The organism is Lentibacillus sp. JNUCC-1, assembly GCF_009741735.1.
Classification (GTDB): domain Bacteria; phylum Bacillota; class Bacilli; order Bacillales; family Amphibacillaceae; genus Lentibacillus_B.
The window spans coordinates 1,167,456-1,193,772 of sequence record NZ_WHOH01000003.1 but is presented as its reverse complement, the minus strand read 5'-3'; the positions used below and the strand labels follow the sequence as shown (position 1 = coordinate 1,193,772).

At 43.0% G+C, this 26,317-nt stretch carries 25 protein-coding genes and 3 pseudogenes; 2 read left to right on the top strand and 26 right to left on the bottom strand.

What is annotated here, in order from left to right; all coding sequences use genetic code 11:
- Window positions 1–36: 36 nt before the first annotated feature.
- The 4 genes from JNUCC1_RS16565 to JNUCC1_RS16550 are packed head-to-tail and all read right to left on the bottom strand — an operon-like array spanning window position 37 to window position 5,228.
- On the bottom strand, window positions 37–1,161 hold the full coding sequence (locus tag JNUCC1_RS16565) for a M20/M25/M40 family metallo-hydrolase (RefSeq protein ID WP_156646659.1): 1,125 nt from the start codon (window positions 1,159–1,161) through the stop codon (window positions 37–39).
- A 24-nt stretch (window positions 1,162–1,185) separates the two neighbouring features.
- Complete coding sequence (locus tag JNUCC1_RS16560) at window positions 1,186–2,733, bottom strand: acyl-CoA carboxylase subunit beta (protein ID WP_156646657.1); 1,548 nt, start codon at window positions 2,731–2,733, stop codon at window positions 1,186–1,188.
- Window positions 2,733–3,554: a methylmalonyl-CoA epimerase gene (gene mce, locus JNUCC1_RS16555; RefSeq protein ID WP_156646655.1), complete on the bottom strand. Its 822-nt coding sequence runs from the start codon at window positions 3,552–3,554 to the stop codon at window positions 2,733–2,735. Before mce ends, JNUCC1_RS16560 begins: the two co-directional genes overlap by 1 nt.
- Window positions 3,555–3,572: 18 nt before the next feature.
- Window positions 3,573–5,228: an acyl-CoA mutase large subunit family protein gene (locus JNUCC1_RS16550; protein WP_156646653.1), complete on the bottom strand. Its 1,656-nt coding sequence runs from the start codon at window positions 5,226–5,228 to the stop codon at window positions 3,573–3,575.
- Between the two features lie 106 nt (window positions 5,229–5,334).
- Here JNUCC1_RS16550 and prli42 point away from each other — a divergent pair, with 106 nt between their 5' ends.
- On the top strand, window positions 5,335–5,469 hold the full coding sequence (gene prli42, locus JNUCC1_RS16545; protein WP_156646651.1) for a stressosome-associated protein Prli42: 135 nt from the start codon (window positions 5,335–5,337) through the stop codon (window positions 5,467–5,469).
- A gap of 17 nt (window positions 5,470–5,486) precedes the next feature.
- Here the strand turns inward: prli42 and JNUCC1_RS16540 are convergent, their stop codons facing one another.
- From JNUCC1_RS16540 to JNUCC1_RS16510, 7 genes and pseudogenes are all read right to left on the bottom strand, one after another.
- Window positions 5,487–6,473, bottom strand: a complete 987-nt coding sequence (locus JNUCC1_RS16540; protein WP_331713837.1) for an aromatic acid exporter family protein — start codon at window positions 6,471–6,473, stop codon at window positions 5,487–5,489.
- Window positions 6,474–6,565: 92 nt separating this feature from the next.
- Window positions 6,566–6,997, bottom strand: a complete 432-nt coding sequence (locus JNUCC1_RS16535) for a BrxA/BrxB family bacilliredoxin (RefSeq protein ID WP_156646649.1) — start codon at window positions 6,995–6,997, stop codon at window positions 6,566–6,568.
- 89 nt (window positions 6,998–7,086) lie between these two features.
- Window positions 7,087–8,370, bottom strand: coding sequence for a dihydrolipoamide acetyltransferase family protein (locus JNUCC1_RS16530; RefSeq protein ID WP_156646647.1), 1,284 nt, complete (start codon window positions 8,368–8,370; stop codon window positions 7,087–7,089).
- An 18-nt stretch (window positions 8,371–8,388) separates the two neighbouring features.
- Complete coding sequence (locus JNUCC1_RS16525) at window positions 8,389–9,372, bottom strand: alpha-ketoacid dehydrogenase subunit beta (protein ID WP_156646645.1); 984 nt, start codon at window positions 9,370–9,372, stop codon at window positions 8,389–8,391.
- A gap of 15 nt (window positions 9,373–9,387) precedes the next feature.
- Window positions 9,388–10,382, bottom strand: a pseudogene (locus JNUCC1_RS16520) (thiamine pyrophosphate-dependent dehydrogenase E1 component subunit alpha).
- Between the two features lie 30 nt (window positions 10,383–10,412).
- Window positions 10,413–11,833: pseudogene (gene lpdA, locus JNUCC1_RS16515) on the bottom strand (dihydrolipoyl dehydrogenase).
- Between the two features lie 38 nt (window positions 11,834–11,871).
- Entirely contained in the window at window positions 11,872–12,966 is a 1,095-nt protein-coding gene (locus JNUCC1_RS16510; RefSeq protein ID WP_156646644.1) for a Glu/Leu/Phe/Val dehydrogenase dimerization domain-containing protein, read from the bottom strand.
- Window positions 12,967–13,292: 326 nt separating this feature from the next.
- On the opposite strand from JNUCC1_RS16510, the gene JNUCC1_RS16505 reads away from it, so the two are divergent.
- Complete coding sequence (locus JNUCC1_RS16505; protein WP_156646642.1) at window positions 13,293–13,526, top strand: DUF2627 domain-containing protein; 234 nt, start codon at window positions 13,293–13,295, stop codon at window positions 13,524–13,526.
- 35 nt (window positions 13,527–13,561) lie between these two features.
- On the opposite strand, the gene spo0A is transcribed toward JNUCC1_RS16505, so the two are convergent.
- From spo0A to accB, 15 genes and pseudogenes are all read right to left on the bottom strand, one after another.
- The gene (spo0A, locus tag JNUCC1_RS16500; RefSeq protein WP_156646640.1) at window positions 13,562–14,338 is read right to left on the bottom strand and encodes a sporulation transcription factor Spo0A; all 777 of its coding nucleotides are present in this window, start codon (window positions 14,336–14,338) and stop codon (window positions 13,562–13,564) included.
- Window positions 14,339–14,544: 206 nt separating this feature from the next.
- The gene (gene spoIVB, locus JNUCC1_RS16495) at window positions 14,545–15,552 is read right to left on the bottom strand and encodes a SpoIVB peptidase (RefSeq protein ID WP_442915510.1); all 1,008 of its coding nucleotides are present in this window, start codon (window positions 15,550–15,552) and stop codon (window positions 14,545–14,547) included.
- A complete protein-coding gene (locus tag JNUCC1_RS19535) occupies window positions 15,540–15,830 on the bottom strand; it encodes a hypothetical protein (RefSeq protein ID WP_231784259.1) in 291 nt (96 codons plus the stop codon). Before JNUCC1_RS19535 ends, spoIVB begins: the two co-directional genes overlap by 13 nt.
- 156 nt (window positions 15,831–15,986) lie before the next feature.
- Window positions 15,987–17,702 (bottom strand): DNA repair protein RecN, encoded by a 1,716-nt coding sequence (gene recN, locus JNUCC1_RS16490; protein ID WP_156646636.1) that lies wholly within the window; start codon window positions 17,700–17,702, stop codon window positions 15,987–15,989.
- Between the two features lie 5 nt (window positions 17,703–17,707).
- A pseudogene (locus JNUCC1_RS16485) lies at window positions 17,708–18,527 on the bottom strand (TlyA family RNA methyltransferase).
- Window positions 18,528–18,540: 13 nt separating this feature from the next.
- Window positions 18,541–19,143, bottom strand: a complete 603-nt coding sequence (locus tag JNUCC1_RS16480) for a hypothetical protein (protein ID WP_156647166.1) — start codon at window positions 19,141–19,143, stop codon at window positions 18,541–18,543.
- Window positions 19,144–19,802: 659 nt separating this feature from the next.
- Window positions 19,803–20,687 (bottom strand): polyprenyl synthetase family protein, encoded by an 885-nt coding sequence (locus JNUCC1_RS16475; protein ID WP_156646634.1) that lies wholly within the window; start codon window positions 20,685–20,687, stop codon window positions 19,803–19,805.
- Between the two features lie 3 nt (window positions 20,688–20,690).
- On the bottom strand, window positions 20,691–20,924 hold the full coding sequence (locus tag JNUCC1_RS16470; RefSeq protein ID WP_156646632.1) for an exodeoxyribonuclease VII small subunit: 234 nt from the start codon (window positions 20,922–20,924) through the stop codon (window positions 20,691–20,693).
- Window positions 20,925–20,973: 49 nt separating this feature from the next.
- Window positions 20,974–22,134 (bottom strand): exodeoxyribonuclease VII large subunit, encoded by a 1,161-nt coding sequence (gene xseA / locus JNUCC1_RS16465; RefSeq protein WP_331713836.1) that lies wholly within the window; start codon window positions 22,132–22,134, stop codon window positions 20,974–20,976.
- Window positions 22,098–22,265, bottom strand: coding sequence for an exodeoxyribonuclease VII large subunit (locus JNUCC1_RS19355; protein WP_331713835.1), 168 nt, complete (start codon window positions 22,263–22,265; stop codon window positions 22,098–22,100). Before JNUCC1_RS19355 ends, xseA begins: the two co-directional genes overlap by 37 nt.
- Window position 22,266: 1 nt before the next feature.
- Window positions 22,267–23,115, bottom strand: coding sequence for a bifunctional methylenetetrahydrofolate dehydrogenase/methenyltetrahydrofolate cyclohydrolase FolD (folD, locus tag JNUCC1_RS16460; RefSeq protein WP_156646630.1), 849 nt, complete (start codon window positions 23,113–23,115; stop codon window positions 22,267–22,269).
- A 13-nt stretch (window positions 23,116–23,128) separates the two neighbouring features.
- Window positions 23,129–23,509 carry a transcription antitermination factor NusB gene (gene nusB, locus JNUCC1_RS16455; protein ID WP_156646628.1) on the bottom strand — a complete coding sequence of 127 codons (381 nt, stop codon included), beginning with the start codon at window positions 23,507–23,509 and terminating at the stop codon, window positions 23,129–23,131.
- Window positions 23,510–23,650: 141 nt separating this feature from the next.
- Complete coding sequence (locus tag JNUCC1_RS16450; protein WP_156646626.1) at window positions 23,651–24,052, bottom strand: Asp23/Gls24 family envelope stress response protein; 402 nt, start codon at window positions 24,050–24,052, stop codon at window positions 23,651–23,653.
- A 35-nt stretch (window positions 24,053–24,087) separates the two neighbouring features.
- The gene (gene accC, locus JNUCC1_RS16445; protein WP_331713834.1) at window positions 24,088–25,446 is read right to left on the bottom strand and encodes an acetyl-CoA carboxylase biotin carboxylase subunit; all 1,359 of its coding nucleotides are present in this window, start codon (window positions 25,444–25,446) and stop codon (window positions 24,088–24,090) included.
- 10 nt (window positions 25,447–25,456) lie between these two features.
- Window positions 25,457–25,966, bottom strand: coding sequence for an acetyl-CoA carboxylase biotin carboxyl carrier protein (accB, locus tag JNUCC1_RS16440; RefSeq protein ID WP_156646622.1), 510 nt, complete (start codon window positions 25,964–25,966; stop codon window positions 25,457–25,459).
- Between the last annotated feature and the right edge of the window lie 351 nt (window positions 25,967–26,317).

Here is a 26,317-nt window from a genome sequence, read left to right as displayed (position 1 = left end):
AGCAACCGAAAACACTTAGGGAAGGCTGGGCGTTGTCTATTCAGCTGCTTCAATAATAATAGACGTGATCAACTTAGTAATCTTGTTCAAATCTTCAACGGCAATGCGTTCGTTGGTTGTGTGAATATCTTCGTAGCCGACTGCTAAATTGACGGTTGGGATTCCGTAACCAGCAATCACGTTCGCATCGCTTCCGCCTCCGCTTTTAAGTAATTTGCTGTCGTGCCCCAATCGTTTTGCAGCTTGTTTGGCTACTTCTACGACACGGTCACCGCTGCTTTGGCTAAATCCAGGATACATGATTTGGACCTCAACGTCTGCTTCGCCACCAAATTGCTGTGCAGTGGACTCAAACGCTTCTTTCATTTTTTTGACTTGTGCTTCCATTTTTTCAGGGACCAGTGACCGAGCTTCTGCTTGGATCTCTACATAGTCACAAACAATGTTGGTTTTTTGTCCCCCGCTGAAATGGCCAATATTCGCTGTTGTCTCTTCATCAATACGTCCCAGCGGCATTTTTGCAATAGCTTTGGCCGCAACGGTAATGGCTGAAACACCTTTTTCCGGCGCAAGACCAGCATGTGCAGTTTTGCCTTTGATGGCAGCAAACAACTTAGCCTGAGTCGGAGCAGCAACGACAATATCTCCTACTTCACCATCACTATCTATCGCATACCCGAAACGCGCGTTCAAAAGGCTTTCATTCAGTGCTTTAGCACCGACAAGTCCGGATTCTTCACCGACTGTAATCACAAATTGAATATCGCCGTGGGAGATATTTTGTTCCTGCAATACTTGAATGGTCTCAAGAATCGCAGCAAGACCCGCCTTGTCATCTGCGCCAAGAATAGTTGATCCGTCTGATGTGACATACCCATCTTTGACAATCGGCTTAATCCCTTTACCAGGTACGACTGTATCCATATGAGATGTGAAATAAATGGAGTCCACACCTGATCGTGTTCCTTTCAGGTTGCAGATGAGGTTGTTTGCACCGTGTCCGGTCGCTTCCTTAGCCTGATCTTCTTTGACATCAAGACCAAGATCCGTGAATTTTTGTTTAAGAACTTGTGCGATTTCAGCTTCTTCTCCTGTCTCCGAATCGATTTGCACCAGTTCCAGGAAAGTATTCAGAAGTCGTTCTTCATTGATGTTAAACATTGTATGGTTTCCTCCTTGAATCAATTACAACGGTATGTTGCCATGTTTTTTACTTGGGTGTTGTTCTTCTTTGTTTTTCAGCATGTCCAATCCTTGTATTAGTTTTATACGGGTCTCACGCGGGTCAATAACATCGTCAACCATGCCAAGACCAGCAGCAACGTATGGATTGGCAAATCTGTCGCGATATTCATCAATTTTATCCTGACGGGCTTGTTCCGGGTCATCACTCGCTGCAATATCTTTTGCAAAAATAATATTGGCAGCTCCCTCTGGACCCATAACAGCAATCTCTGCGTTGGGCCATGAAAAAACAAGGTCTGCCCCAATCGACTTACTGTTTAAAGCAACATAGGCACCGCCGTAAGCTTTTCTTGTGATCACTGTGATTTTTGGAACGGTTGCTTCAGAATATGCGTAAAGTATTTTAGCACCGTGACGAATAATGCCATTATGTTCCTGTTTGACACCAGGGAAAAATCCAGTGACATCTTCAAATGTGATCAGAGGGATATTGAAACAATCACAAAAACGGATAAAGCGTGCAGCTTTGTCACTTGAATCAATGTCCAGGCCGCCTGCAAGATATTTCGGCTGATTGCATACGAGGCCCACAGACTCTCCGTTAATCCGCGCAAAACCAACCACAATATTTTTCGCAAAGTTTGCGTGAACTTCTAAAAAGCTATCGTCATCAACAACCTGAGCAATTACTTGCTTAACGTCATAAGGGCGTGTTGCCTCAAAGGGGACGATATCCGTAAGGTCAGGCCGGTAATTGTCATGATCAGCCACAGCCTGCAGCTCTGGCTTTTCCCGGTGATTGTCAGGCAAATAGGATAATAACCGCTTAACAGCATCGAGGGCCTCTTCTTCATCCTTCGCTTTAAAGTGCGCGTTGCCGCTCTTGGTGTTATGTATATGCGCACCACCAAGATCTTCTGACGAAATATCTTCACCTGTGACCGTTTGAATTACTTTAGGTCCTGTTATAAACATTTGTGATGTTTCTTCTACCATAATAACAAAATCGGTAATGGCAGGCGAGTATACCGCACCGCCGGCACTTGGTCCCATAATAACCGATATTTGCGGTATAACCCCTGAATAGATTGAGTTACGGTAAAATACATGCCCATATCCATCAAGAGATGAAACACCTTCCTGAATACGGGCACCTCCAGAATCATTCAAGCCAATAAACGGCACACCGTTTTTGGCAGCAAGATCCATAACCGCAGCAATTTTTTTGCCATGCATTTCCCCAAGCGCCCCGCCATACACCGTGAAGTCCTGGGCAAATAAATAAACAGCTCGTCCTGAAATTTTGCCATAGCCGGTGACAACGCCTTCTCCCTTGGCATGATTATTATCCATGCCAAAATCACTGCCACGATGTTCAATAAACGGGTTTAATTCAACAAAGGTCCCCTCATCCAGCAAGTAATCAATTCGTTCCCGTGCTGTCCATTTCCCCTTGGCATGTTGCTTGTCAATCCGTTCATCTCCCCCACCAAGTTCCACTTGCCGTCTTTTGTCATACAACTCATTGATTTTATCAAAAATATCCATTAGCTCTCTTCCTCCTCACTCGGTTCACACAGTTCAAATAAAACCCTTCCCGAGGCTTTAGGATGGATAAAAGCGATTTGACTGTTATGGGCGCCAGCCTTGGCCGTTTCATTAATCAACGGAATTCCTCGATCTTTAAGCTGTGAAAGCCGCCCTTCAATATCATCCACTTCAAGAGCAATGTGATGAATCCCTTCCCCCTTCTTGTCAAGAAAGGTCTGAATAGGGGAGGATTGATCTAAAGGCTCAAGCAATTCAAGGCGTGACTCCCCAATGTTAATAAAAGCTACTTTGACTTGTTCCGATTGAACGCTTTCGATTCTTTCCAATTCCAGTCCAAGCGTGTCGGTATAGAACGGCAGTGCCGTGTCAATGTTTTCAACAGCTATGCCGATGTGGGCGATTTTTTTAGGAGGTGTGTGGGCAGGTTTCTCACCGACAAGTTCCTCTATATAATTGGCAAGAGCATCAGTGGACGCGCCACTGGTAAAGACTTTTTTAATACCACTTTCAAGTAAATAAGGAATATCTTCTGCCGGTATTACACCACCGCCTATCACCGGGATATCCTTTGCGCCCCGCTTTTCCAATTCATCAATAATTTTGGGAAATAATGTGTTGTGGGCCCCTGATAAGGAAGATAGACCAACTACATCAACATCTTCCTGAATGGCGGCAAGGGCAATTTGGACAGGTGATTGCCGCAAGCCGGTATAGATGACTTCCATTCCTCTGTCTCGTAGCGCCTGTGAAATTACAAGCGCCCCGCGGTCATGCCCGTCTAGACCTGGTTTTGCGATGAGTACTCTAACATTTGCCATGATGCATCCTCCCCTTGCTTAGCCAATGTATTCTCCAAATTTCTCACGAAGGACGTTACAAATCTCTCCCACCGTTGCATAGGCTTTTACTGCTTCAAGAATATATGGCATTAAATTTGTGTGATCTGACTCCGCCGCCGTTTTTAAAGCATTTAATGCCTGGTCGACCTGAGACTGATCACGATTTTCTCTTATTTTTTGCGTTTCATGTATTTGAGCTTGTTCCAGTTCTGCATCCACTTTCATCAGATCCGGATTTACTTCTTCCTCAAGTTCAAATGCATTGAGTCCGACAATAATATGTTCTTCTTTTTCAATCTGTTTTTGAGTCTCATACGCTGTTTGGTGAATTTCACGTTGCATAAATCCTTCCTCAACAGCCTGCACCGCGCCTCCAAGATCATTGATGCGTTCCAGATATTGATTGATTCCCTGTTCAATTTCATCTGTTAATGCCTCAACATAATAAGATCCGCCAAGCGGGTCTACCGTATCCCCGACACCGCTTTCATGTGCAATAATCTGCTGGGTCCTCAAAGCGATTCTTGCCGACTCTTCTGTCGGAAGTGAGAGGGCCTCGTCCCTGGAGTTTGTATGCAAGCTTTGGGTTCCACCCAAGACGGCTGCCAGTGCCTGCATTGTCACACGCACGACATTATTATCCGGCTGCTGGGCTGTCAATGTTGAACCACCTGTCTGGGTGTGAAAGCGCATTTTCCAGCTTTTTGCATTTTTAGCACCGTAATGTTCTTTCATGATTTTCGCCCATACGCGTCTTGCCGCCCGGAATTTCGCTATTTCTTCAAAAAAGTTGTTGTGGGCATTAAAGAAAAAGGCCAGCCTCGGTGCGAAGGCATCAATATCTAAACCGGCCTCCAGTGCATGATCTACATAGGCCATACCATTAGCAATTGTAAATGCAGCCTCTTGTATGGCTGTTGAACCGGCTTCTCTAATATGATAGCCAGAGATACTGATGGTATTAAACTTTGGCACATTTTCGTGACAGAACGCAAATATATCCGTAATGAGACGCATGGAGGGCTTTGGTGGAAAAATATATGTACCCCGTGCAATATACTCTTTCAAAATATCGTTTTGGATGGTTCCTGTCAGTTTTTCAAGGGGGACGCCCTGCTTCTCGCCCACCGCAATATACATGCACAATAACACAGAGGCAGGTGCATTAATGGTCATGGATGTGCTTACTTGATCCAGTGGAATCCCGTTAAGCAATACCTCCATATCTTCCAGCGTGTCGATGGCTACCCCGACCTTTCCCACCTCACCCTCAGCCATAGGGTCGTCGGAATCATACCCGATTTGTGTGGGCAAATCAAAAGCAACGGACAGCCCTGTCTGACCTTGATCCAGAAGATAACGAAACCGTTTGTTCGTTTCCGCCGCAGATCCAAACCCTGCATATTGCCGCATTGTCCAAAAACGACTTCGATACATGGTTGGTTGAATGCCCCGTGTATACGGATACTGACCGGGAAAACCCATTTTTTTCATGTATTCTTCTGTTGGTTCTGGGTAATAAAGTCGGTTAACGTTTATCGATGATGAAGTTTCGAATGTTTCCTTTCTCTCCGGGAAACGTTCAATGGCTTTTTTTGCAGAGCGTTTCCACTCTTGTTCCCCTTTTGAATGACGGGGTTCATTTTGATTCATGGAACAGACCTCCGTTTATGTTAAATTCATGAATATTTCACTTGTCGTTATGGTCTATTCACGATAGAATAGACATAGTTTACCGGGTTTAAAGGGGGTTATAACCATGGCTGCAAAACAAACAAAAACATACACACAAAGAAAAAAGTCAAAACGTGAGAAAAGAACAAGAATTGCTGTGTACGTGATGATTATCGCAATGGTGTTGTCCACCATGACATACGGATTGGCTTTTCTTTAATAGAGGAGACTGGCAGCTCAAGTGGCTGAACCAGTCTTTTTATTTTTATCTTTTGCTAAATCACTCTTTTTAAATTGATGTTTATATTTTAGATATTGCTCAATCTCATACAGGAGCCGGTACAAATTTGCGCGGGTTTCGAATTCTTTCCGATTATCGGGCAAGGCCTCATCATTAAACGCCTTACGGATATTCTTAAGCTCATCAAGAAAATAAATCGCTGTATTTCCCGGGTGAACAGAACGAGACAGGCGCTCGAAAAACGCTGCAATTTCCTCAGATGTTTCAGCTTCCACAGAGAGCCTAGTGACCAGTGGCAGCATACGTCTCAATGTTTCTAACTGCCTTTTCCGCATTTTGAAATAATCATAATACGGGTGTTCCGATCGCAGCATATGATTTTCCTTATCCAATTCAACCAGATGCATCGCTTCCGTAAGAATCTCCTCTGATTCTTTCAGCTCTTTACCGTCCCAATTTTGATTCTTATTTCTAATATATAGAGCGATTTCAGACAAGATTATTCGAAAATTTATCTCAAGCTTTTTTTGCTCTTGTTCGAGCCTTCTATCAAGGCTTGGCATATATAGATTCAAAAGAAGAGCTGTTCCCACACCGATGGAAATCAAAACAAATTGATCAACCAAGAAAGGCCATGAAAATTGGCCAAACGCATATAAATTTAAGATAATGACGGAGCTGGTTACGATACCGGTGGTGATGTTCAACCAAACTGTCACCGGTATAAAAACAGCAAGCAACACACCCAATACTATTGGGTTATATCCCAGCAATTCAAAAAACAAAGCAGAAAACAATGTTGCAAGTATACACGCCAGAAACCTGTCCCAAGCACTCAGCATGGATTTTTTCCGTGAAGGCTGTATGCATAATATCGTTAAAATTCCCGCAGTGGCCACATTCGATACCCCGAAAAGTTGTGCAATCAGTATGGCAACAGGTGTACCAAGTGCTGTTTTAATTGTACGATAACCTATTTTCACATGCGGTCATTCCCTTTTATAACATCTCATCATATTTAAAAATGGGGCTGGCCCGCTTTAACTGAGACAGCCCCATTTCATCATTTCAGGATTTAAACTTCTTCACAATATTCATCAAACAGGTTTTGCAACTTGCCAACGACGTCCATAGCCGTAAATCCTTCAATGTCATGACGTTCGATCATCGTTACGATTTCGCCGTCTTTCAAAAAGGCAAATGAAGGTGAAGAAGGTGGAAACCCTTTAAAGTAGGTTCTGGCTTCTTCAGTCGCTTCCCGGTCCTGACCAGCAAAAACGGTCACCAAATGATCCGGGCGCTTGTCATAATGTATGGCATTTGCTGCCGCTGGACGTGCTACACCCCCAGCACATCCGCATACGGAATTAACCATTACCAGTGTGGTGCCTTCTCTGGAAAGAGCCGTATCCACTTCTTCGGGTGTCGTTAATTCTTCATATCCTGCCTCTTTTATATCTGTACGTGCCACATCTACAACGTCGTTCATAAATAGATTGAAATCCAATTCTTTCAACTCCTTGAAAATTAATGGGGATCGTTATCATTCACCCATCTTTAGCTTATCAATTCCATTCCCAGATTTCAATTCATTGATTAATAAATTGAAGTGGTTTGGGCATTCATTTCTTCAAGAATGTTTTTCACACGGTTTAAGAATCGCCCGCACACAAGTCCGTCCAGCACACGGTGGTCCAGCGACAATGAAAGGTTAACCATGTCACGGGCCGCAAACATATCATTAATAATAACAGGACGCTTTACAATAGATTCAACTTGCAAAATGGCTGCCTGAGGGTGATTAATGACACCCATGGAAGAAACAGAGCCGAAAGAGCCTGTGTTATTTACTGTAAACGTGCCACCCTGCATATCTTCTGCTGTTAATTTACCGTTGCGCGCTTTTTGAGCAAGCTCGTAAATGTTTCTAGCGATGCCTTTAACTGTCAGTTCATCAGCTTGTTTAATAACCGGGACAAACAATTCATCATCTTTGGCAACAGCGATGGAGATATTGATATCTTTTTTCTTGATAATCCGGTCTCCAGCCCATGTGCTGTTCAAAATTGGGTATTCTTTCAAAGCTTGGGCAACAGCTTTCACAAAGAATGCAAAATATGTCAGCGAATACCCTTCATTTTGCTTGAATTCATTTTTCACCTGGTTGCGTAATGCGACCAGGTTCGTTACATCGACTTCCACCGTCATCCAAGCATGAGGGATCTCTGTTTTGGACTTAACCATGTTATCCGCAATCATCTTACGAACACCTTTAACAGGAATCTCAACGTCACCGGCCTGTGAATCCACCGGAACTGCCGTCGGCTTGGGAGCGGATTCTGTTGATGCAGAAGGCATTTCCTGCTCTGGTTTGACCTCTTGTTTCTGTGTATCGGCAGAGGCTTTCCCACCCTGAGCGATGACAGCCTCAATATCCTTACGTGTAATTCGGCCGCCACGCCCAGTTCCGCTAACTTCTTCAAGATTAATGCCGTGTTCCTGAGATAATCTCAGAACTGCCGGTGAATAGCGTTTTTTCATGGATTGATCAGAAGATTGATCCGATGGCTCAGCCGAACCTTCTTGATTTGACTTGGATTGACTATCTGAGTCAGATTCTTCCGGACGCTCCGCAGCGCCTTCAATCTCGATGTGGCACATCAACGATCCGACTTCAAGCGTGTCGCCTTCCTGCGCGATAATATCTTTGATCACACCACTGAAGGATGACGGTACTTCTGCATTGACTTTGTCCGTCATGACTTCTGCAATGGGATCATATTTATTGACATGGTCACCTTCCTTAACGAGCCATGTGCTAATCGTGCCTTCTGTAACACTTTCTCCAAGCTGAGGCATATTTATTTTTTCAATGGTCATTGCATTTCCTCCTTTCGTTTAAAATTCCGCCAGTTCACGCATTGCCTTTTCAACTTTATCCGGGTTGATCATGAAAAACTTCTCCATTGGCGGTGCATAAGGCATGGCCGGAATATCCGGACCAGCAAGACGCTGAATTGGAGCATCAAGATCAAACAAGCAGTTTTCAGATATGATAGCTGCTACTTCACCTAGAATACTGCCTTCTTTGTTGTCTTCAGTAATCAGGAGAACCTTACCTGTTTTTTGGGCAGCTTCAATAATCGCTTCCTGATCCAGCGGGTAAATGGTCCTCAAGTCAAGTATGTGTGCATCAATGCCTTCTTCGGCAAGCTTTTCAGCGGCTTGCAATGCGAATTGAACACATAACCCGTAAGTAATAATGGTGATATCGGAACCTTCTCGCTTCACATCTGCTTTCCCAATCGGAAGCACATAATCTTCTTCAGGCACCTCGCCTTTTAGCAGACGGTAAGCACGCTTATGTTCGAAAAACAAAACTGGATCATTATCCCGAATAGCCGCCTTTAAAAGACCTTTTACATCATATGGTGTGGACGGCATCACGATCTTTAATCCCGGCTGATTGGCAAACACCGCTTCAACAGACTGAGAATGATACAAAGCGCCATGAACGCCGCCGCCATATGGCGCACGAATTGTAATTGGGCATGACCAATCATTGTTTGATCGATACCTGAGACGTGATGCTTCAGAAATGATCTGATTGACAGCAGGCATAATAAAGTCCGCAAATTGCATTTCCGCGACTGGCCGTTTGCCATACATGGCTGCCCCGATCCCAACACCTGCAATAGCAGATTCCGCTAGCGGCGTATCAAGAACACGTGCTTCACCAAATTCATCATACAGGCCATCAGTGGCGCGAAACACTCCGCCTTTCTTTCCAACGTCTTCCCCAAGAATAAACACATTGTCATCCCGTTGCATTTCTTCTTTAAGAGCTGTTGTCACAGCCTGAATATAGGTCATAACTGGCATGATTGTTCCCCCTCCCTACACTTCTTCATAAACATATTTTAAAGCATCTTCCGGTGCTGCATATGGTGCGTTCTCAGCATAATCCGTAGCTTCATTTACAATTTTATCGACTTCTTTGTGTAATGCTTCTTCTGTTTCTTCGTCGTATAGACCTGCATTGCGTAAATATGCCGCAAAAGAAACAATCGCATCTTTCTTTTTCGCTTCCTCGACTTCACCCTTTTCACGATACAACCGATCATCATCGTCACTGGAGTGCGCGGTATATCTATCAGTCAACGCCTCGATCATCGTCGGACCTTCACCGCTTACAGCCCGTTCTCTTGCCTCTTTAACGACTTCAAATACAGCAAGGGGTCATTACCGTCCACAGTGATGCCCGGCATGCCATAGCCTTGCGCACGGTCAGAAACCTTCTCGCATGCGAGCTGCTTTTGAATGGGAACAGAAATCGCATATTTATTATTTTCCACCATTGTAATCACAGGAAGCTTATGTACACCTGCAAAGTTCAAACCTTCGTGGAAATCGCCCTGATTGGATGAACCTTCTCCGAGTGTTACAAACGAAGCGATATTTTTTTGGTCCATTTTTGCTGCCAAAGCAACACCAACTGCGTGCGGCAATTGTGTTGTGACAGGCGAAGAACCTGTTAGAATGCGATTCTTTTTCTGACCAAAGTGGCTCGGCATCTGACGTCCGCCCGAGTTTGGGTCTTCTGCTTTGGCGAAAGCTGATAACATTAGATCTTTGGCCGTCATGCCAAACGCCAGCACAACCCCAAGATCCCGATAATACGGTGCTGTATAATCGTTGTCTCGATCGAGCGCAAAAGCTGCGCCGACTTGGGCTGCTTCCTGACCTTGACAGGAAATAACGAAAGGAATTTTTCCGGCTCGATTCAGGAGCCACATTCTCTCATCCAATTTTCTGGCCAAAAGCATTGTTTTAAACATCTCCAGGACGTCTTCATCTGTTAAACCCAGTTCTTTATGGCGTGCATCAGCCATGAAATAACCTCCTTCATAATTGAATCATAGTTATCCGTGTATTTGTTTGCCATCCACAGCCAGCGCAGCTTCACCTATCACCTCTGATAAGCTTGGATGAGGGTGAATGGTTTCTGCAACTTCCCAGGCTGTGGCGTCAAGCACTTTGGCGAGACCAGCTTCAGAAATCATATCGGTCACATGCGGTCCAATCATGTGCACACCGACAAGATCGTCATTATCTTTATTGGAAATAATTTTCACAAAACCATTCGTCTCACCGTGGACAAGCGCTTTACCAACAGCTTTAAATGGAAATTTGGCTGTTTTAATGTTCAAGCCCTGTTCTATTGCTTGTTTTTCAGTCAATCCGACACGCGCAATTTCCGGTGAAGAATACACACAAATTGGCACGTGTTCTTCCTGAATCGGGGCTGGATGCTGATTAGCCATATGCTCAACTGCTGCAATCCCTTCATGAGAAGCAACATGAGCCAGCTGCAATCCGCCAATAACATCACCAATTGCATATATATGCGATTCCTTAGTTTGATACATATCATTGGTTTGAATAAACCCGTTGTCAATTATGATATCGGTATTCTCCAGGCCAATATTATCAACATTTGCCCGCCTGCCTACTGAAACAAGCATTTTTTCCGCTGTGAACGTTTCTGTTTGTTCATTAATTTCTGCATCAATCGACACACTGTCTTGGATTGTTAAAGTGTCTGGCAGCACTTTAGCTGAGGTTTGGAAGGTAATTCCTTTTTTGGCGAGAAGTTTTTTTGCTTCTTTCGAAATATCATTGTCTTCAGTCGGTAAAATACGGTCCATGAACTCCAACACCGTTACTTCTACGCCAAAGTCAGCAAGCATCGAAGCCCACTCCACTCCTATAACACCGCCACCCACAATTATCATTGATTTTGGCAGTGTTTCAAGTTCCAACGCCTCATCTGAGGTTAACACATGTGTCCCGTCAATTTTGAGGCCGGGCAGTGATTTGGGGCTGGACCCTGTCGCAATTAAGACGTTTTTGGGAACGATCATCGTATTCTCGTCATCGTTGTCATGCTCAATGGAAATTGTTCCGGCTACAGGTGAGAAAATACTCGGTCCCAGAATACGGCCGTACCCTTCGTAAACGTCAATCTTTCCTTTCTTCATTAACCCTTTAACGCCTTGGTGCAACGTGTTGACGATTGTCCTTTTACGGTCTTGAACACGATCAAAGTTCAGGCTGACATCCTGAACCTCAATACCGTATTCATGAGCATCCTTTGTTTGCTTATACACCTCAGCACTTCTTAAAAGCGATTTAGATGGGATACAGCCTCTGTGCAGACATGTTCCCCTAACTCCCCGCTTTCCACCAGGGCAACTTGCAATCCGAGCTGTGAGGCTCGAATTGCAGCAACGTAACCACCCGTGCCGCCACCCAAAATGGCAACATCATAATCTTTCGCCACGATATATGCGCTCCTTCCTTTGCCTTTGTTTAGTTTTCTTACCGTCTGCTCAAAATATGATGGCGGTCAGGAAAGAATTGATAACGGGATTTACGCGCAGATTCGATTCTGTCCTCGGCAAGACGATCGGCTGCTTCTGCAGTAGGAATGTTCTCCTGCTTTGAGATCTGGTAGATTTCCATCAGATTATCATAAATGGTTTCCACCTTACGCATGGCCCGTGCTTCATTGTAGCCGATAAGTTCATCTGCCACATTAATCACGCCGCCTGAGTTGATCACATAATCAGGAGCGTACAAAATCCCTTTTTCATGTAGAACGTTCCCATGTTTTTCTGTCTTAAGCTGATTATTGGCGGAACCTGCAATCACTTTTGCACTCAAGCGTGGTATGGTGTCATCGTTAATGACAGCCCCAAGCGCACAAGGTGCAAAAATGTCACATTGTACATCATAGATGGCGTCCGGCTCAACTGCCTCAGCCCCAAAGGCCTGAACAGCACGATCCACGGCTTCTTTATGAATATCCGTTACAATTAGTTTGGCACCGTCTTTGTGCAGGTAATTGCATAACTCAAAAGCAACATTTCCGACACCCTGTACAGCAACTGTTTTTCCATTTAGATCATCAGAACCAAACGCTTCTTTAGCAGATGCTTTGATCCCAATATAAATGCCATATGCGGTGACGGGAGATGGGTTGCCCCCAGATCCAAATTCTTTGGATATACCTGTAACAAAGTCTGTCTCCTTATGTATAATGTCCATGTCTTGTTCCGTTGCGCCTACATCTTCAGCTGTAATGTAGCGACCGTTCAGCCCTTGAACGTATCGTCCAAACGCTCGGAACATTTCCGGGTTCTTGTCTTTCTTTGGATCAGCAATAATGACCGCTTTTCCGCCTCCGAGGTCAAGACCGGCAGCCGCATTTTTATAAGTCATGCCTTTAGCGAGTCGGAGAGCATCCTCGATGGCTTCTTCCTCTGTTTCATATGGCCATATACGGCAGCCGCCAAGTGCTGGTCCAAGTGTCGTATCATGTATAGCAATAATAGCCTTCAAACCTGAGCTTTTATCATGGCAAAGCACCAATTGTTCGTATTCATATTTCTCCATGTAGTTAAAAATTTCCATTTCTATTTCCTCCTTGTCCTGTTCACTCATATATATATCTGTTGCTTTATGTTATTAATATACACGTATTTGATCCAAACGGAAAATAAAAACAATGCCCCCTTTCAAAACATATGCAATTCCCCACTCCTTGTAAGCGCTTTAAATATAGCGTTGTAAAACCGTAAAAATATGTGATGATTTAACACTTGATACGCTATACTATTTTGGACAACTGGTTCTAGTTTACATGACGATGTATTTTTTGGCAAATTCATTTCGTTCTCGCTTCTAATTTGCTATGATGTTTATGTATTGATATTATTCTTAAGGGGAACAGACAACCTATGGCTCGACTTATTGCAGCAACGCTCCTGGTCATCCCAGGGATTATAGCGGCTTTCGGGATCAAACTGATGCGTGATTCTTTGTTCAATGAAGTGAATCCATTTATGATAAACACAGGATTACAATTCATAGCCGGGCTGGCACTCCTGGTTGGAGGTATTTGGTTTATTGGTGGCTTTATTGTCTACCGTGACCGAAAGCGTCAAGCCCAAAAACAAAAACGAAGAGATTAAAAAGGAGCTGACTGAGTCAGCTCCTTTTATGTATTTCAGCTCGCTCGATGCTCCAGCCGCAGCCGATCAGCCACCATGGCAATAAACTCAGAATTGGTTGGTTTCGCCTTGGAAACTGAAACAGTATAACCAAATAATGACGAGATGGAATCAATGTTTCCTCGGCTCCAGGCAACTTCTATGGCATGGCGGATAGCGCGCTCCACTCTAGAGGCGGTCGTGCCATACTTTTTGGCAATATCCGGATACAAGACCTTTGTAATGGATCCAAGAAGCTCTATGTCATTATATACCATTGTAATCGCTTCTCTTAGATACATGTAGCCCTTGATATGCGCTGGGACACCAATTTCATGGATAATGGCTGTAATGCTTGCTTCCAAGTCCAGTTTTTTATCTTTTTTATTGCGTTGTCCACCGTTTGTCAATGGTGATTGATAACCGCATACCTGACGAATTTGTTCTCCTAAGTGATCAAGGTCAAATGGTTTTAATATAAAGTAAGCTGCACCGAGATCGACCGCTTTCTTCATAACTTCTTCCTGACCAAAAGCTGTCAGCATAATGACATTAGGGTGTTTGGTTAAATCCATGCCCTTTAGCGTTTCCATAACGGCCAATCCATCAACATGCGGCATAATAATATCCAAAACAAGAACATCAGGCTCTGCTTCTTCTATTATATCCAGGCATTCTCTGCCATTATAGGCAACCCCTGTTACTTGAATATCATCCTGTGTGTCAAAATAATCCTCCATCAACTGAATTAATTCCCGGTTATCATCAACCAGACAAACAGATATTTTCTCCATCAATAATTCCTCCCCTTTGTACTATGCTTCCCTTTATTATTATTCGACACAAACATGACAATTCCTTTTTATTTTGTTAAAAAAATTAATTTCCTTCCATTTTCATTACTTTACTCGATTATTCGATGTGATTCGACTTTTTTTGATGGTTTTGTCGAAAAAAATTTCTAATAAAAAAGATCTGCAACATGTGCAGATCTTTTTTGTTAACTTGCCTGTTCCTCTGTTTTATAAATATCAATACCTGCTTCTTGCATCATCCACTCGATATGCACGCCATAACCAGATGTGGAGTCATTAACAAAAACATGTGTTACCGCACCAATTACCTTTCCATCTTGGATAATTGGGCTACCACTCATACCCTGAACAATTCCTCCTGTTTTATCCAGCAATTCTTTATCTGTTACTTGAACAATCATACCTTTAGTAGCAGGATATTTCTGTGGTGCACTGTTGATCACTTCTACGTCAAAAGCTTCGACCTTTTCGCCTTCAACAACTGTATAAATTTGTGCTGGTCCTTCTTTCACTTCATGTGATAAAGCAATCGGCAACGCCTTATCTTGTATGCCGTTGTCTATAGCTTCCTCAAGAACCCCAAACACACCGAAAGGGCTGTTCTTTGTGATATTGCCAAGTTTTTTATCGGTCGTTGAGAAAGTAGCTTGCTTTTCACCCGGTGACCCATTATTTCCTTTTTGAATCGATGTGATCGTTGAATTCACAATTGAACCATCCATAATCTCGATCGGTTTTTTTGTATCCATATCTGAAATAACGTGGCCAAGCGCACCATATTTTTTGGAATCCGGTTCATAAAAAGTCATCGTACCAATACCCGCTGCAGAATCTCTGATATACAAACCAATCTGATACTCACCATCCGTGTTATTTTTTACAGGATGAAGGGTTGTTTCGTGTTTATCTTTTCCGCGCTTAATCACCAAATCAAGGGGATCGCCGGTTTTACCAGCCTCCTTGACAATCGGTTTAACATCATCCATTTTTTTAACCTCTTTACCATTTATCTCCAGGATGACATCACCAACTTCAATATCAGCTTCTTCACCAGGGGACACTTTTCCTTCCTCCCCATTTACTAAATGGTGGCCCACAACAAGTACGCCAAGTGTTTGCAGTTGTATTCCTATAGATTGTCCACCAGGAGCAACTTTCAAATCATCCAGAATCGAAACATTCACCTTTTTAATGGGAAGCCCCGCCAGCTTATAAACAAGCTCACTGCTGCCGGATTGTTCTGCGTAAAATTCTGTGTCAATTTTTGAAGGGTCATCATGTCACTTTTTGATGCTTCAACGGTTATATTTCCTTTTACTTTGGGAATTTCTATGGGTGACTGGTTATTAAAGGTTACAATGTCGTTGGGAATCGACAGGTAATTTTGAACGGGTGTTAAAAAAGGAGCCGAAAACAAAGCCAGCAGGAGCAGAACTCCAATGGTCAAACGTAAACATCTTTTAGTCAGCACTATTATCCACTCTCCTCTTTCTAACCCATACCTTTTTTGATGGTGTACTTCTAATTTGACCGAACTGACCTTGTTTTAAACTGGTTAAAGACAAGAAAAGCTGTGTAACATTTCCTTTAATAAAAAGGAATATCACACAGCTTGGATAAACAATCGTTATTTTTGGGTTTCCTTATAAGTAAATGCAAGCTCAAGCAGTTCCTTTGCATGATCTTTAGCGGTTTCGGTCATTTCCGCTCCTGTAATCATCCGGCCGAGTTCTTCAATTTTGTCTTCAATATTTAAATCGATGATATAGGTCGCTGTTCTTTTTCGTGAAACATCTTTGCCAATATATTTGTGGTGATCAGCCATTGCGGCTACTTGTGGCAGATGTGTAATACATAGCACCTGAGAACCCTCTGAAATATGTTGGATTTTCTCCGCCATAGCCTGTGCTACTCGCCCACTCACGCCTGTATCTACCTCATCAAAGATGACACTCGTGACACCTTCGTGCTTAGCAAATATTGTTTTTAAAGCAAGCATGATTCGGGACATTTCACCCCCTGAAGCAATTTTATGGAGAGGCTTCAAAGGTTCACCTGGATTTGTTGAAAGTTCAAAATGGACGTGATCGTACCCATTTTGGTTCAACTTCACGTAATTAGACGTTTTCTCTTCAGAAGGTGTCGTTTCAAATACAATTTTGAAAACGGACTTATCCATATATAACCCTTTTAATTCTTTTTTAATATCCCGTGTTAATGCATGAGCAGCTTTCTCTCTGACATCGTGCAGTTGAACAGCTTTTTGATAAGCTTCTTTCTCCACTTGTTCGATTTTAATGGCAAGTTCAGATAAGAAAGAATCTTTATTTTGTATTTGCTGGATCTCTTCATTGACTTCTTGTTCGTAGGCTATAATCTCATTGACGGATGGGCCGTATTTGTGCTTCAGGCGACTGATTTCATCCAGCCGTGCTTCAATCACATTCAAACGCGAAGAATCAAATTGCAATGTGTCCAAATGACTGCGCAAGTCATAGGTTAGTTCTTCTGCGGCATAATAATAATTAGCAAGTTCATCTGCTTTGGCTTGTATATATTCATCATAATCTTGTCCGTTTTGCAGAGCCTGCATTGCCTGGGCGAGCCAATCCATTCCCTTTTGATCGCCATACAATGCCTCATAAGCTTCTTCAAGTGCCTGATGAATTTTCTCGAAATTCGCCAGTTTTTTTCGTTCTTCCAACAATGCATCATCTTCATTTTCGTTTAAATTTGCATTTGCAATTTCGTTGGATTGAAACTGAAGTAAATCAAGTTTTTGAGCAAGATCTTGTTCTTTATGGTTTAACTGTCTATACTGAATTTTCATTTGACTCAAATCAAAATATAATTCCTGATAAGCTGACTTAATAGGTGCAATTTGCTTCTCGTTATAGAGGTCCAACAAACGCAAATGCTGATCCTGGTTTAAAAGAGATTGGGTTTCATGCTGGCTGTGAATGTCAATTAAAGTATGTCCAAATTCTTTTAATGTTGCGAGCGTTACCAATTTCCCGTTTATTCGGCAAATACTTTTGCCAGCAGCCGTAATATCACGGTTCAGAACTACCATTCCATCTGTTGTATCAATACCATACGTGGCCCCGAGATCATGAACAACATGTGCTTCATCAATTGTAAAAAGGCCTTCAAGTTCGGCCTTTTTCGCTCCATGTCTGACAAAATCTATAGAACCTCTGGAACCTGCAAGCAGCTGGACAGCATCAATAATGATGGATTTTCCTGCGCCGGTTTCTCCAGTAAGGACTGTTAAGCCTTCATCAAATGATATAGCAAGTTGTTCAATAATTGCAAAGTTCTTTATCGATAATTCAGTTAGCATGCCACTCACCCCTTTTGTTGAAAATGGTGATGCGCATTATCCACCACCGACTGAATCATTTGGGCATCAATTGTCTGTATATCGTGTCGGTTCGGCCATCTGAAATAACCCAAAAATTCAATGTTTCCTGACCCCCCGTTATCCCTGAATGCGTCAAATCCATAAATTGGTAGCCTTCATTGATGGCAAATTGGATAATGGTTTCAAGCACACTCAGATGAACCTTTTTATCTTTTACAATCCCCTTTTTGCCAACCTGATTTTTTCCAGCCTCAAATTGAGGTTTAATTAAAGCAACGACATCACTGTCTTCCTGGAGAATCATTCTCAGTGTAGGCAAAATGAGCTTGAGAGAGATAAACGATACATCAATTGAAGCAAAATTAGGGAGGGAACGGGTGAACATATCAGGAGTTACGTGCCTGAAATTTGTTCGCTCCATGACTTCTACCCGCTTGTCCTGACGCAATGACCAGGCAAGCTGATTATAGCCCACATCAACTGCATAACTCATACGGGCCCCGTTTTGGAGAGCACAATCTGTGAATCCGCCAGTTGAGGACCCTACATCGACCATTACTTTATCATTAACATCCAATTGAAATGCTTTTAGTGCTGTTTCAAGCTTAAGACCGCCCTTCCGACGTATGGGATATCTTTTCCCTTCACTGATAACGGCAAGTCCTCAGACACCTTAACGCCCGGCTTGTCTACCCGTTGTTGTTCAGTGTAAACCAGTCCCGCCATGATCAATCGTTTCGCTTGTTCTCTAGTTTCAGCTAATCCTCGCTCAACGAGCAGAAGATCGAGTCTTACTTTTGCCATGTAATCGAATCCTTTAGTTTATTTTAATCAGATTGTCTTGGGAGCAGTCGAATGGGGTATGACGTTCTATAAACGCTATTATTTTACCTGCTGTAAAAATAATTTTTGTTGAAGACTGAATCGCCATTGTTTTACCAACCGCTTTTCCTCCTACTGTCATTGCAGCTACAAGACTTGTTAAAAACACATTAAGTATAATGTAAATTGAACCTTGTGAGCCATTTAATAAATTTGCAATCTGCAGAACAACGATGGATGAGGCGGTTCCACTGACAATTCCGGATATATCCCCGATTACATCATTACAAAAGCTGGCAAACTTATCCGCGTTTCTGACGATGATCACGGATTCCTTTGCACCATTAACCTTTTCTGCAGCCATCGCATGAAAAGGCGACTCAGCGGCTGCAGTAGCTGCAATACCAAGCATGTCGAAAACAACACCAATAAAGACAATCACAAATACAATAATTAATCCAACCATCCAAATAACATCATTCAAAATCGTGGATGACACAATTGAAAAAACAGCCGCTAACACAAACGTGATAACGGCTATGGTTAAACTGAATTTGATCGATTTTTTAACACAGATTTCATCATATACCTCAATCATTGGATTATGTAAGAACAAGGAATGGTCATTTAAAAGGTTAAAACTGTGGCTTAGGTCCAGTAGGTTTTCCCAGATGAATACCTCATGTTGCCATGAAGGCGGTTCCCCTTTAAATTCATCTAAGCTCCGTCGCCGAAAGCTTGACTGGATTACCACTTAGTCCACACTATAATCCCTTTTAAATGTCTTAGAAACAGTCTAGGAGATTTCCTCAACAGCCTTTGGCCGCTCCCTAGCCTCTTTTGCAGTAACGATTTCATGGAGAGTAAACGAATTGACCGACGGCCAATCGGGCAATTCGTATGAACTCCAATCCCCTCGTTACCACTCAAGGCAGGCTACGCTGCAAACAAGGTTTCCCTTACCTTATTCTACAGGTTCATACCCCATTCCATAGCACATCCTAGGCTTAGTCTGCGCTACAGAGATGGGCCTCCGCGGTAATCGGGTCTACGCCCACATGCCTTTGTGGATCGCCCGAAAACCTTAACTCCCAGCACTGACCCAAGGCTGGGCGCCTCAAGCCAGCACAAGGAACTTCATCGATGTGCCCTTTGGCGGATTTTTAGGCCCGCCTTCAGGAGCGGAGGACTGACTAGAATACTGTACCATTCCTTTATAATTATATTATAACATTTTTCCTGCTGCTTTTCCAGACATTAATGATCCCTATCACTGAAATAATCTGTTAGTTCAGCAAGGTACGAGTCTGCAACTCCTGCCCGATGTAATGCTTCTTTAGCCTGTTTGACATATGCTTTCTTTTGTTCTATGGCGCCTTCAATTCCGAGCAGAAGTGGATAAGTGCTTTTAAGGTTTGCTGTATCACTTTGAATTGGTTTTCCAAGCTTAGTTTCGTCACCAACTACATCTAAAATGTCATCCTGCACTTGGAAGATCAATCCAATGTAATGCGCAAATAGCTTTAGGTCTTCGAGTTGCTCATTGGTTGCACCTGCAAGATATGCCCCAGCGGTTACTGCAAACCGTAACAACTCACCCGTTTTAAGTGTATGAATCTGTTCAAGTTCGACCAAAGAAACTTGTTGTTCTTCAGCTTGCATATCCAGTATTTGTCCCGCAACCATGCCTTTTGGGCCGCTCGTCTCGGATAAAAGACCGATAAGATATTGCTTTTGGGAATTCGAAAGCGATTCATCTTTGGAAATCAGCTCAAAGCTGGATGTCAAAAGGGCGTCGCCTGCCAAGATGGCCGTCGCCTCATTGAACACAATATGATTAGTAGGCTTCCCTCTTCGCAAATTGTCATCATCCATAGCAGGGAGGTCATCGTGAATAAGCGAGTATGTATGAATAAATTCAAGAGCAGCAGCGCTGGAATATGTTATTTCCACATCGCGTTTATATGCGAGATAACTCGCCATTAAGAGCAAAGGTCTGATTCGCTTGCCGCCTGCCTCTATGGAATACCGCATGGAATCCTTCAGCTCTTTCGGAACGTCAAGTTCATTCAGATAGCCGTTCATTACGCTTTCAATTGTTTTCTTGTAACGGGCCATAAACGTCTCAAGAGAGGCAGTCATAATTTATTCACCCTCCTGAATATCGAAAGGTTCAGATTCACCATACTGATTCGTTATTTGAGTTACTTTACTTTGTACATTCGAAAGTTTGTCGCTGCAAAGCTTGGATAATGCCATGCCCTCCTGATAATAGGTGATGGCTTTCTCCAAGGGAACATCCCCTTCTTCAAGCTTTTGAACGATCTCTTCAAGTTTTTTCATCGCTTCTTCAAAAGACAGTTCTTTCTCGGTCGTCATGACGGGTCCTCCTCCAATGTTTGCACTGTGCAGTGCGCTTTTCCATCAGCTAACTTGACAGATAAAGCTGTATCTTTTTTATATCTCTTACAGAGCGAACAATATGGCCATCTTCCCCATAAGGTATTGCATAGCCGCGTTTCATAATTTCAAGCGGGTTGAGCAGAGTCAGTTTTTCAAGCATATTATCTAAGGCAATTGTTTTTTGCTGAATGAAGCGATTCATGGCTGCATCCTGTCGATGGGTTAATTGATTCAATTCTTTTACAGCCTGATCAATATGACGTTTGGGATGTTGGATAAACAATCGTTTTCTCGCATTTTCACTCTGTTCTCGCTTCCGCTGTAATACATTCATTAAAGCTCGATCAAATCGTTCCGTTACTTTATCAAGCTCTTGCTCTTTTTGAACAGTCAACTGCTCAGGGTAATTAAGTGCATGTGACGCCTTAATTCTCTGAAGGTGACGCATTTCTCCCTCTATTTTCAACTGAATCAATCTTGTCATGGTTCGTCTGAACTCTGCCAGATTTGATTTCAACTCCATGGTCGAGGGAACAGCAATTTCAGCTGCACCTGTTGGGGTTGCGGCACGAACGTCTGCTGTAAAGTCACTGATCGTAAAATCTGTTTCATGTCCTACAGCAGAGATAATCGGAATGTGGGATTCATAAATTGCTTCTGCTACAATTGCCTCATTAAAACTCCATAATTCTTCAATGGAGCCCCCACCTCTTCCCACAATAAGGACATCGCAAAGCATAGCTGTGTTAGCCTGTCTGATCCCTTTAGCAATGGAATCTGCCGCTTCTTTCCCCTGCACCAGAACTGGATAAACCGTAACATGCGCAACAGGGTATCTGCGTTTTAGCGTTGTTAATATGTCCCTGATTGCCGCTCCTGTTGGAGACGTGATCACGCCGATATGATTTGGAAAAGCTGGCAGCTGTTTCTTGTGATCTTCCCGAAAATACCCTTGGTTGCTTAATCGTTCTTTCAATTGTTCAAATTGAAGATGGAGTGCGCCAAGGCCATCCGGCTCCATCTGGTGTACATACAGTTGATATTGGCCATAAGGTTCAAACACACTGACAGCCCCCTGTATGAGCACGTTCATACCACTTTCGGGCCGAAATAAGAGTTTACGATTTTGTCCTGCAAACATGACACAATTTATTTTAGTCCGGTCGTCCTTAATTGTAAAATACATATGACCCGACTGTGATGCTTGAAATTGGATAACTCTCCTTTTAACCAAACATTTTGTAAATGGCGGTCAGAATCCATTTTACGTTTGATATACCGTGTGAGTGCTGTAACTGTTAAATAGTTGTCATTCACTTTAATCCAGTCCTTCAGCAGCTTTAATGGTGTTTTTAAGAAGCATTGTAATTGTCATCGGTCCTACACCGCCTGGAACTGGGGTGATATAAGACGCTTTTTCTTTAACGGCTTCAAAATCTACATCACCGGTCAGTTTACCGTTCTCAAGTCTGTTGACACCTACGTCAATCACAGCAGCCCCTTCTTTAATATGGTCGGCCTTTATAACGTTCGGCTTTCCTACAGCTGCAATTAAAATATCAGCTTGAGTGGTGAGAGCTTTCAAATCCTTTGTTTTCGAATGACAATACGTTACCGTTGCATGTTCATTTAACAATAATTGTCCTACAGGCTTACCTACAATATTGCTTCTTCCGATGATCACAGCATGCTTGCCCGTCATCGAAATATTCTTGGATTTAAGCATTTGGATGATACCATGGGGTGTGCATGGCAAAAACGTATCCTGACCAGTCATCATCCGGCCAATACTGATTGGATGAAACCCGTCAACATCTTTGTCCGGCGAGATTGTTTCGATGACAAGCTGCTCCCGGATATGGTCAGGCAACGGCAATTGTACAAGGATCCCATGTACATTCTCATCCTCATTCAACTGGTGGATTGTCTTTAGTAAATCCTCTTCGGTAGTGGAAGTTGGGAGTTCAATCACATCAGATGAAATCCCGGTTTCTCTGGAGGCTTTTTCCTTGCCCCGGACATAAGAACGGGAAGCCGGGTCATCTCCCACCAGGACCACCGTCAAATGTGGAACAATATGCGCTTCTCGCAGCCGGTCAACCTCCACCTTCATATCTTCTCGCAGCTTTTGTGCCAATTCCTTCCCACTGATGATCTCTGCTACCATTGCTCATTCCCCTTTAAGCTAGTATTTTAGATAATACACCATTGACAAATTTGCTTGAATCTTCATCCCCGAATGTTTTGGCCAGTTCAACTGCCTCATTGACCGAAACACTTTCAGGAATATCCTCGATAAACAGAATCTCATATACAGCGATCCGCAAAATGGTTTTTTCAACACGGGCAATACGATCGATGGTCCACTTTTCAAGGTGACTGGAGATTGTCTCATCAATATTCACCTTATGGGAAACAACACCTTCCACCAACGTTTGCAAAAAAGTATCTATATCCGTTGTTTCCAAAAACTGCTGAATGGCTGTTATAGGGTCAATATCATTCATATCCATTTGAAAAATAACCTGAAATGCTGTTTCTCTTGCAGTATGACGATTCATTGTTGATTAACTCCTTTTATCATATCTTTTCAAATCATAACACGATCCCCTATGTATTGCTAGAATCAACAATGACAGGCCATAAGCCCATAATGATCAAATAAACAAGGCCAAAGGATATCCCCTGGCCATCGTTTATGTTTACTCGGTGTCTTCTGCCTCATGATCGCTTTGGCTTTCCATTTGGACGCCTACCACGTGGACGTTGATTTCTTCTATTTCGAGAGCTGTCATTGTTTTAAGTGACTGTCTGATATTGTTTTGAATGCTTTGTGCGACGGTCGGAATAGAAACACCAAAATTCATGACAACATACAAGTCAATGACAATTCCATTTTCAGCAAGTTCTACTTTAACACCTTTACTGTGTGATTTACGTCCAAAACGCTCCACAACTCCGGTCGCAAAATTCCCGCGCATGGAAGACAAACCTTCAACTTCCGAGGCGGCAATCCCAGCTATAATTTCAATCACTTCGGGAGCAATTTCGACCTTGCCCAAATCCGTATTGTCACTAACATTCAATAATGGCTGGTCACTCATATTTCCACTCTCCTCTGCTAAGATAAATGCTTGGATCATTCATTCTCTTCTTCAATAGGATATAATTCAAGAAAATTCGTGTTAAAATCTCCACTGACGAATACCTCATGGTCCATAATGAGCCTGTGGAAAGGTATGGTCGTGTGGATTCCCTCAACCAAAAACTCATCCAAAGCGCGCTTCATGCGGGACACCGCTTCTTCACGGGTAGCGCCATGCACAATTAATTTTGCCACCATGGAATCATAATAGGGCGGGATACGATAACCGGGGTATGCAGCAGAATCAACTCGCACACCCAAACCGCCTGCAGGCAAATACATGTCTATATGCCCGGCAGATGGCATGAAATTTTTAAATGGATTCTCGGCATTGATACGGCATTCTATGGACCAACCATCGAACTTAATGTCTGCCTGTTTAAAAGAAAGTTCCTTCTCATCAGCCACATTGATTTGTTCCTTGATCAGATCAATACCGGTAACCATTTCGGTTACGGGATGTTCAACTTGAATTCTTGTATTCATTTCCATGAAGTAAAATGATTGTGTCGGTCGTTCAAAAATAAATTCGATCGTACCGGCGCCGACGTAATCCACTGCTTTAGCGGCTTTTACGGCAGCCTGGCCCATTTTCTCCCTGATTTCAGGTGTAATGGCCGGGGATGGGGTTTCTTCAATCAATTTTTGCAGCCGGCGCTGAATCGAACAATCACGCTCACCCAAATGGACAACATTCCCGTAAGTATCAGCCATGACCTGGATTTCAACATGGCGGAAGTCCTCTATAAATTTTTCAAGATAAACACCCGGGTTCCCAAATGCGGTTTCGGCTTCATTTTGTGTCATTTGAACGCCGTTTATCAATTCTTTTTCATCTCTAGCGACTCGAATGCCTTTTCCGCCGCCGCCTGCTGTTGCTTTAATGATAACTGGATATCCGATTTCAGCAGCAATTGTCTTCGCTTCTTCCACATCTGCAACAACACCATCTGAGCCCGGAACAATAGGAACACCGGCATTTTTCATCGTTTCGCGGGCAACATCCTTAATGCCCATCTGCTGAATTGCTTCCGGGGACGGGCCGATAAATGTGATGTTACAAGCCCGGCAGATTTCCGCAAAATCAACATTCTCTGCTAAAAACCCATAACCGGGGTGGATCGCATCAACATCTGTCAATGTGGCAAGGCTCATGATGTTGGTGAAATTAAGATAGCTGTCTTTACTTGCGGCTGGCCCAATACAATAAGCTTCGTCTGCCAATTGCACATGCAGCGATTCACGGTCAGCCTCTGAATATACAGCAACAGTTTGAATATCCATTTCTTTGCAGGCACGAATAACCCGTACCGCAATTTCACCTCTATTTGCAATAAGTACTTTTTTAATCACGAGAGTTCCCCTACTTTGTTTTAACCCTGAAAAGCGGTTGGCCATATTCGACTAACTCGCCATTTTCTACGAGGATTTCTACAATTTCACCGTTTGCTTCAGCCTCAATTTCATTAAATAATTTCATGGCTTCTACAATACATACAATGGAGCTCTTCTCAACTTGGCTCCCGACTTTGACATAAACGTCACTGTCTGGTGAAGGAGATGAATAAAATGTTCCGACCATCGGTGAGACAATTTCATGATCATAGTCAACGGCATTTGAAGGTGTATTTGCAACTGGTTCTTCTTGTGAAACCTCAGCTGGTTTTTCAACAGGGGCCGTTTGAGGTGCTTCAGTTTGCTGAACAGCTGTTTCTCGTTTTTCAACTGCAGGAACAGGCTCAGCTTTAACAATTTGTTCACCTGAGGATTTTTTCATGGATATAGTTGTTCCATTCGTTTCATAAGAAAATTCATCAATGGATGATTCATCAATCAGCTTGATCAATTCACGGATTTCCTGGACTTTAAGCATAATTTGGCATCCTTTCATAGTCAAAAATTAATAACAGATGTTAATGTCTAATCCTATATTACGATAAAAACAAACCAAACATCAACCTTGAGCCGGCAAGAGCTTTTACAAATACCATTTTCCAACGATCATTGTCATAACACAAACAAAAATAGACACCAACTCAGAATCAACTAAAACTTGGAATGACTGCTTCTAACTACCGCTCGGGGAAAATACCCCGCTTTCCGCGGGCGCTGCTGAGCTTCGGGGCACAGGATGTTGGTCATAAAGAAGTGGCGATTGACGTCGCTGTTTTAGCCTTCCTTCCCCTATTGCACGCTCCGGGGTCTCACCGAGGCTTGTCCTCCC

Bases quoted from the DNA above. Each gene is read 5' to 3' on its own strand.
- JNUCC1_RS16475 (WP_156646634.1), bottom strand. From the start codon at position 20,687: ATGACTGCCTCTCTTGAGACGTTTATGGCCCGTTACAAGAAAACAATT.
- nusB (WP_156646628.1), bottom strand. From the start codon at position 23,509: ATGAATCGTCATACTGCAAGAGAAACAGCATTTCAGGTTATTTTTCAA.
- JNUCC1_RS16505 (WP_156646642.1), top strand. From the start codon at position 13,293: ATGGCTCGACTTATTGCAGCAACGCTCCTGGTCATCCCAGGGATTATA.
- prli42 (WP_156646651.1), top strand. From the start codon at position 5,335: ATGGCTGCAAAACAAACAAAAACATACACACAAAGAAAAAAGTCAAAA.
- JNUCC1_RS16470 (WP_156646632.1), bottom strand. From the start codon at position 20,924: ATGACGACCGAGAAAGAACTGTCTTTTGAAGAAGCGATGAAAAAACTT.
- JNUCC1_RS16530 (WP_156646647.1), bottom strand. From the start codon at position 8,370: ATGACCATTGAAAAAATAAATATGCCTCAGCTTGGAGAAAGTGTTACA.
- JNUCC1_RS16480 (WP_156647166.1), bottom strand. From the start codon at position 19,143: ATGATTGAGGTATATGATGAAATCTGTGTTAAAAAATCGATCAAATTC.
- recN (WP_156646636.1), bottom strand. From the start codon at position 17,702: ATGCTAACTGAATTATCGATAAAGAACTTTGCAATTATTGAACAACTT.
- JNUCC1_RS16560 (WP_156646657.1), bottom strand. From the start codon at position 2,733: ATGGATATTTTTGATAAAATCAATGAGTTGTATGACAAAAGACGGCAA.
- xseA (WP_331713836.1), bottom strand. From the start codon at position 22,134: ATGTATTTTACAATTAAGGACGACCGGACTAAAATAAATTGTGTCATG.
- JNUCC1_RS16450 (WP_156646626.1), bottom strand. From the start codon at position 24,052: ATGAGTGACCAGCCATTATTGAATGTTAGTGACAATACGGATTTGGGC.
- JNUCC1_RS16565 (WP_156646659.1), bottom strand. From the start codon at position 1,161: ATGTTTAACATCAATGAAGAACGACTTCTGAATACTTTCCTGGAACTG.
- folD (WP_156646630.1), bottom strand. From the start codon at position 23,115: ATGGTAGCAGAGATCATCAGTGGGAAGGAATTGGCACAAAAGCTGCGA.
- accB (WP_156646622.1), bottom strand. From the start codon at position 25,966: ATGCTTAAAGTCCAGGAAATCCGTGAATTGATCAAGCTGATTGATGAA.
- spo0A (WP_156646640.1), bottom strand. From the start codon at position 14,338: ATGGAGAAAATATCTGTTTGTCTGGTTGATGATAACCGGGAATTAATT.
- JNUCC1_RS16510 (WP_156646644.1), bottom strand. From the start codon at position 12,966: ATGGAAATTTTTAACTACATGGAGAAATATGAATACGAACAATTGGTG.
- mce (WP_156646655.1), bottom strand. From the start codon at position 3,554: ATGGCAAATGTTAGAGTACTCATCGCAAAACCAGGTCTAGACGGGCAT.
- JNUCC1_RS16550 (WP_156646653.1), bottom strand. From the start codon at position 5,228: ATGAATCAAAATGAACCCCGTCATTCAAAAGGGGAACAAGAGTGGAAA.
- JNUCC1_RS16525 (WP_156646645.1), bottom strand. From the start codon at position 9,372: ATGCCAGTTATGACCTATATTCAGGCTGTGACAACAGCTCTTAAAGAA.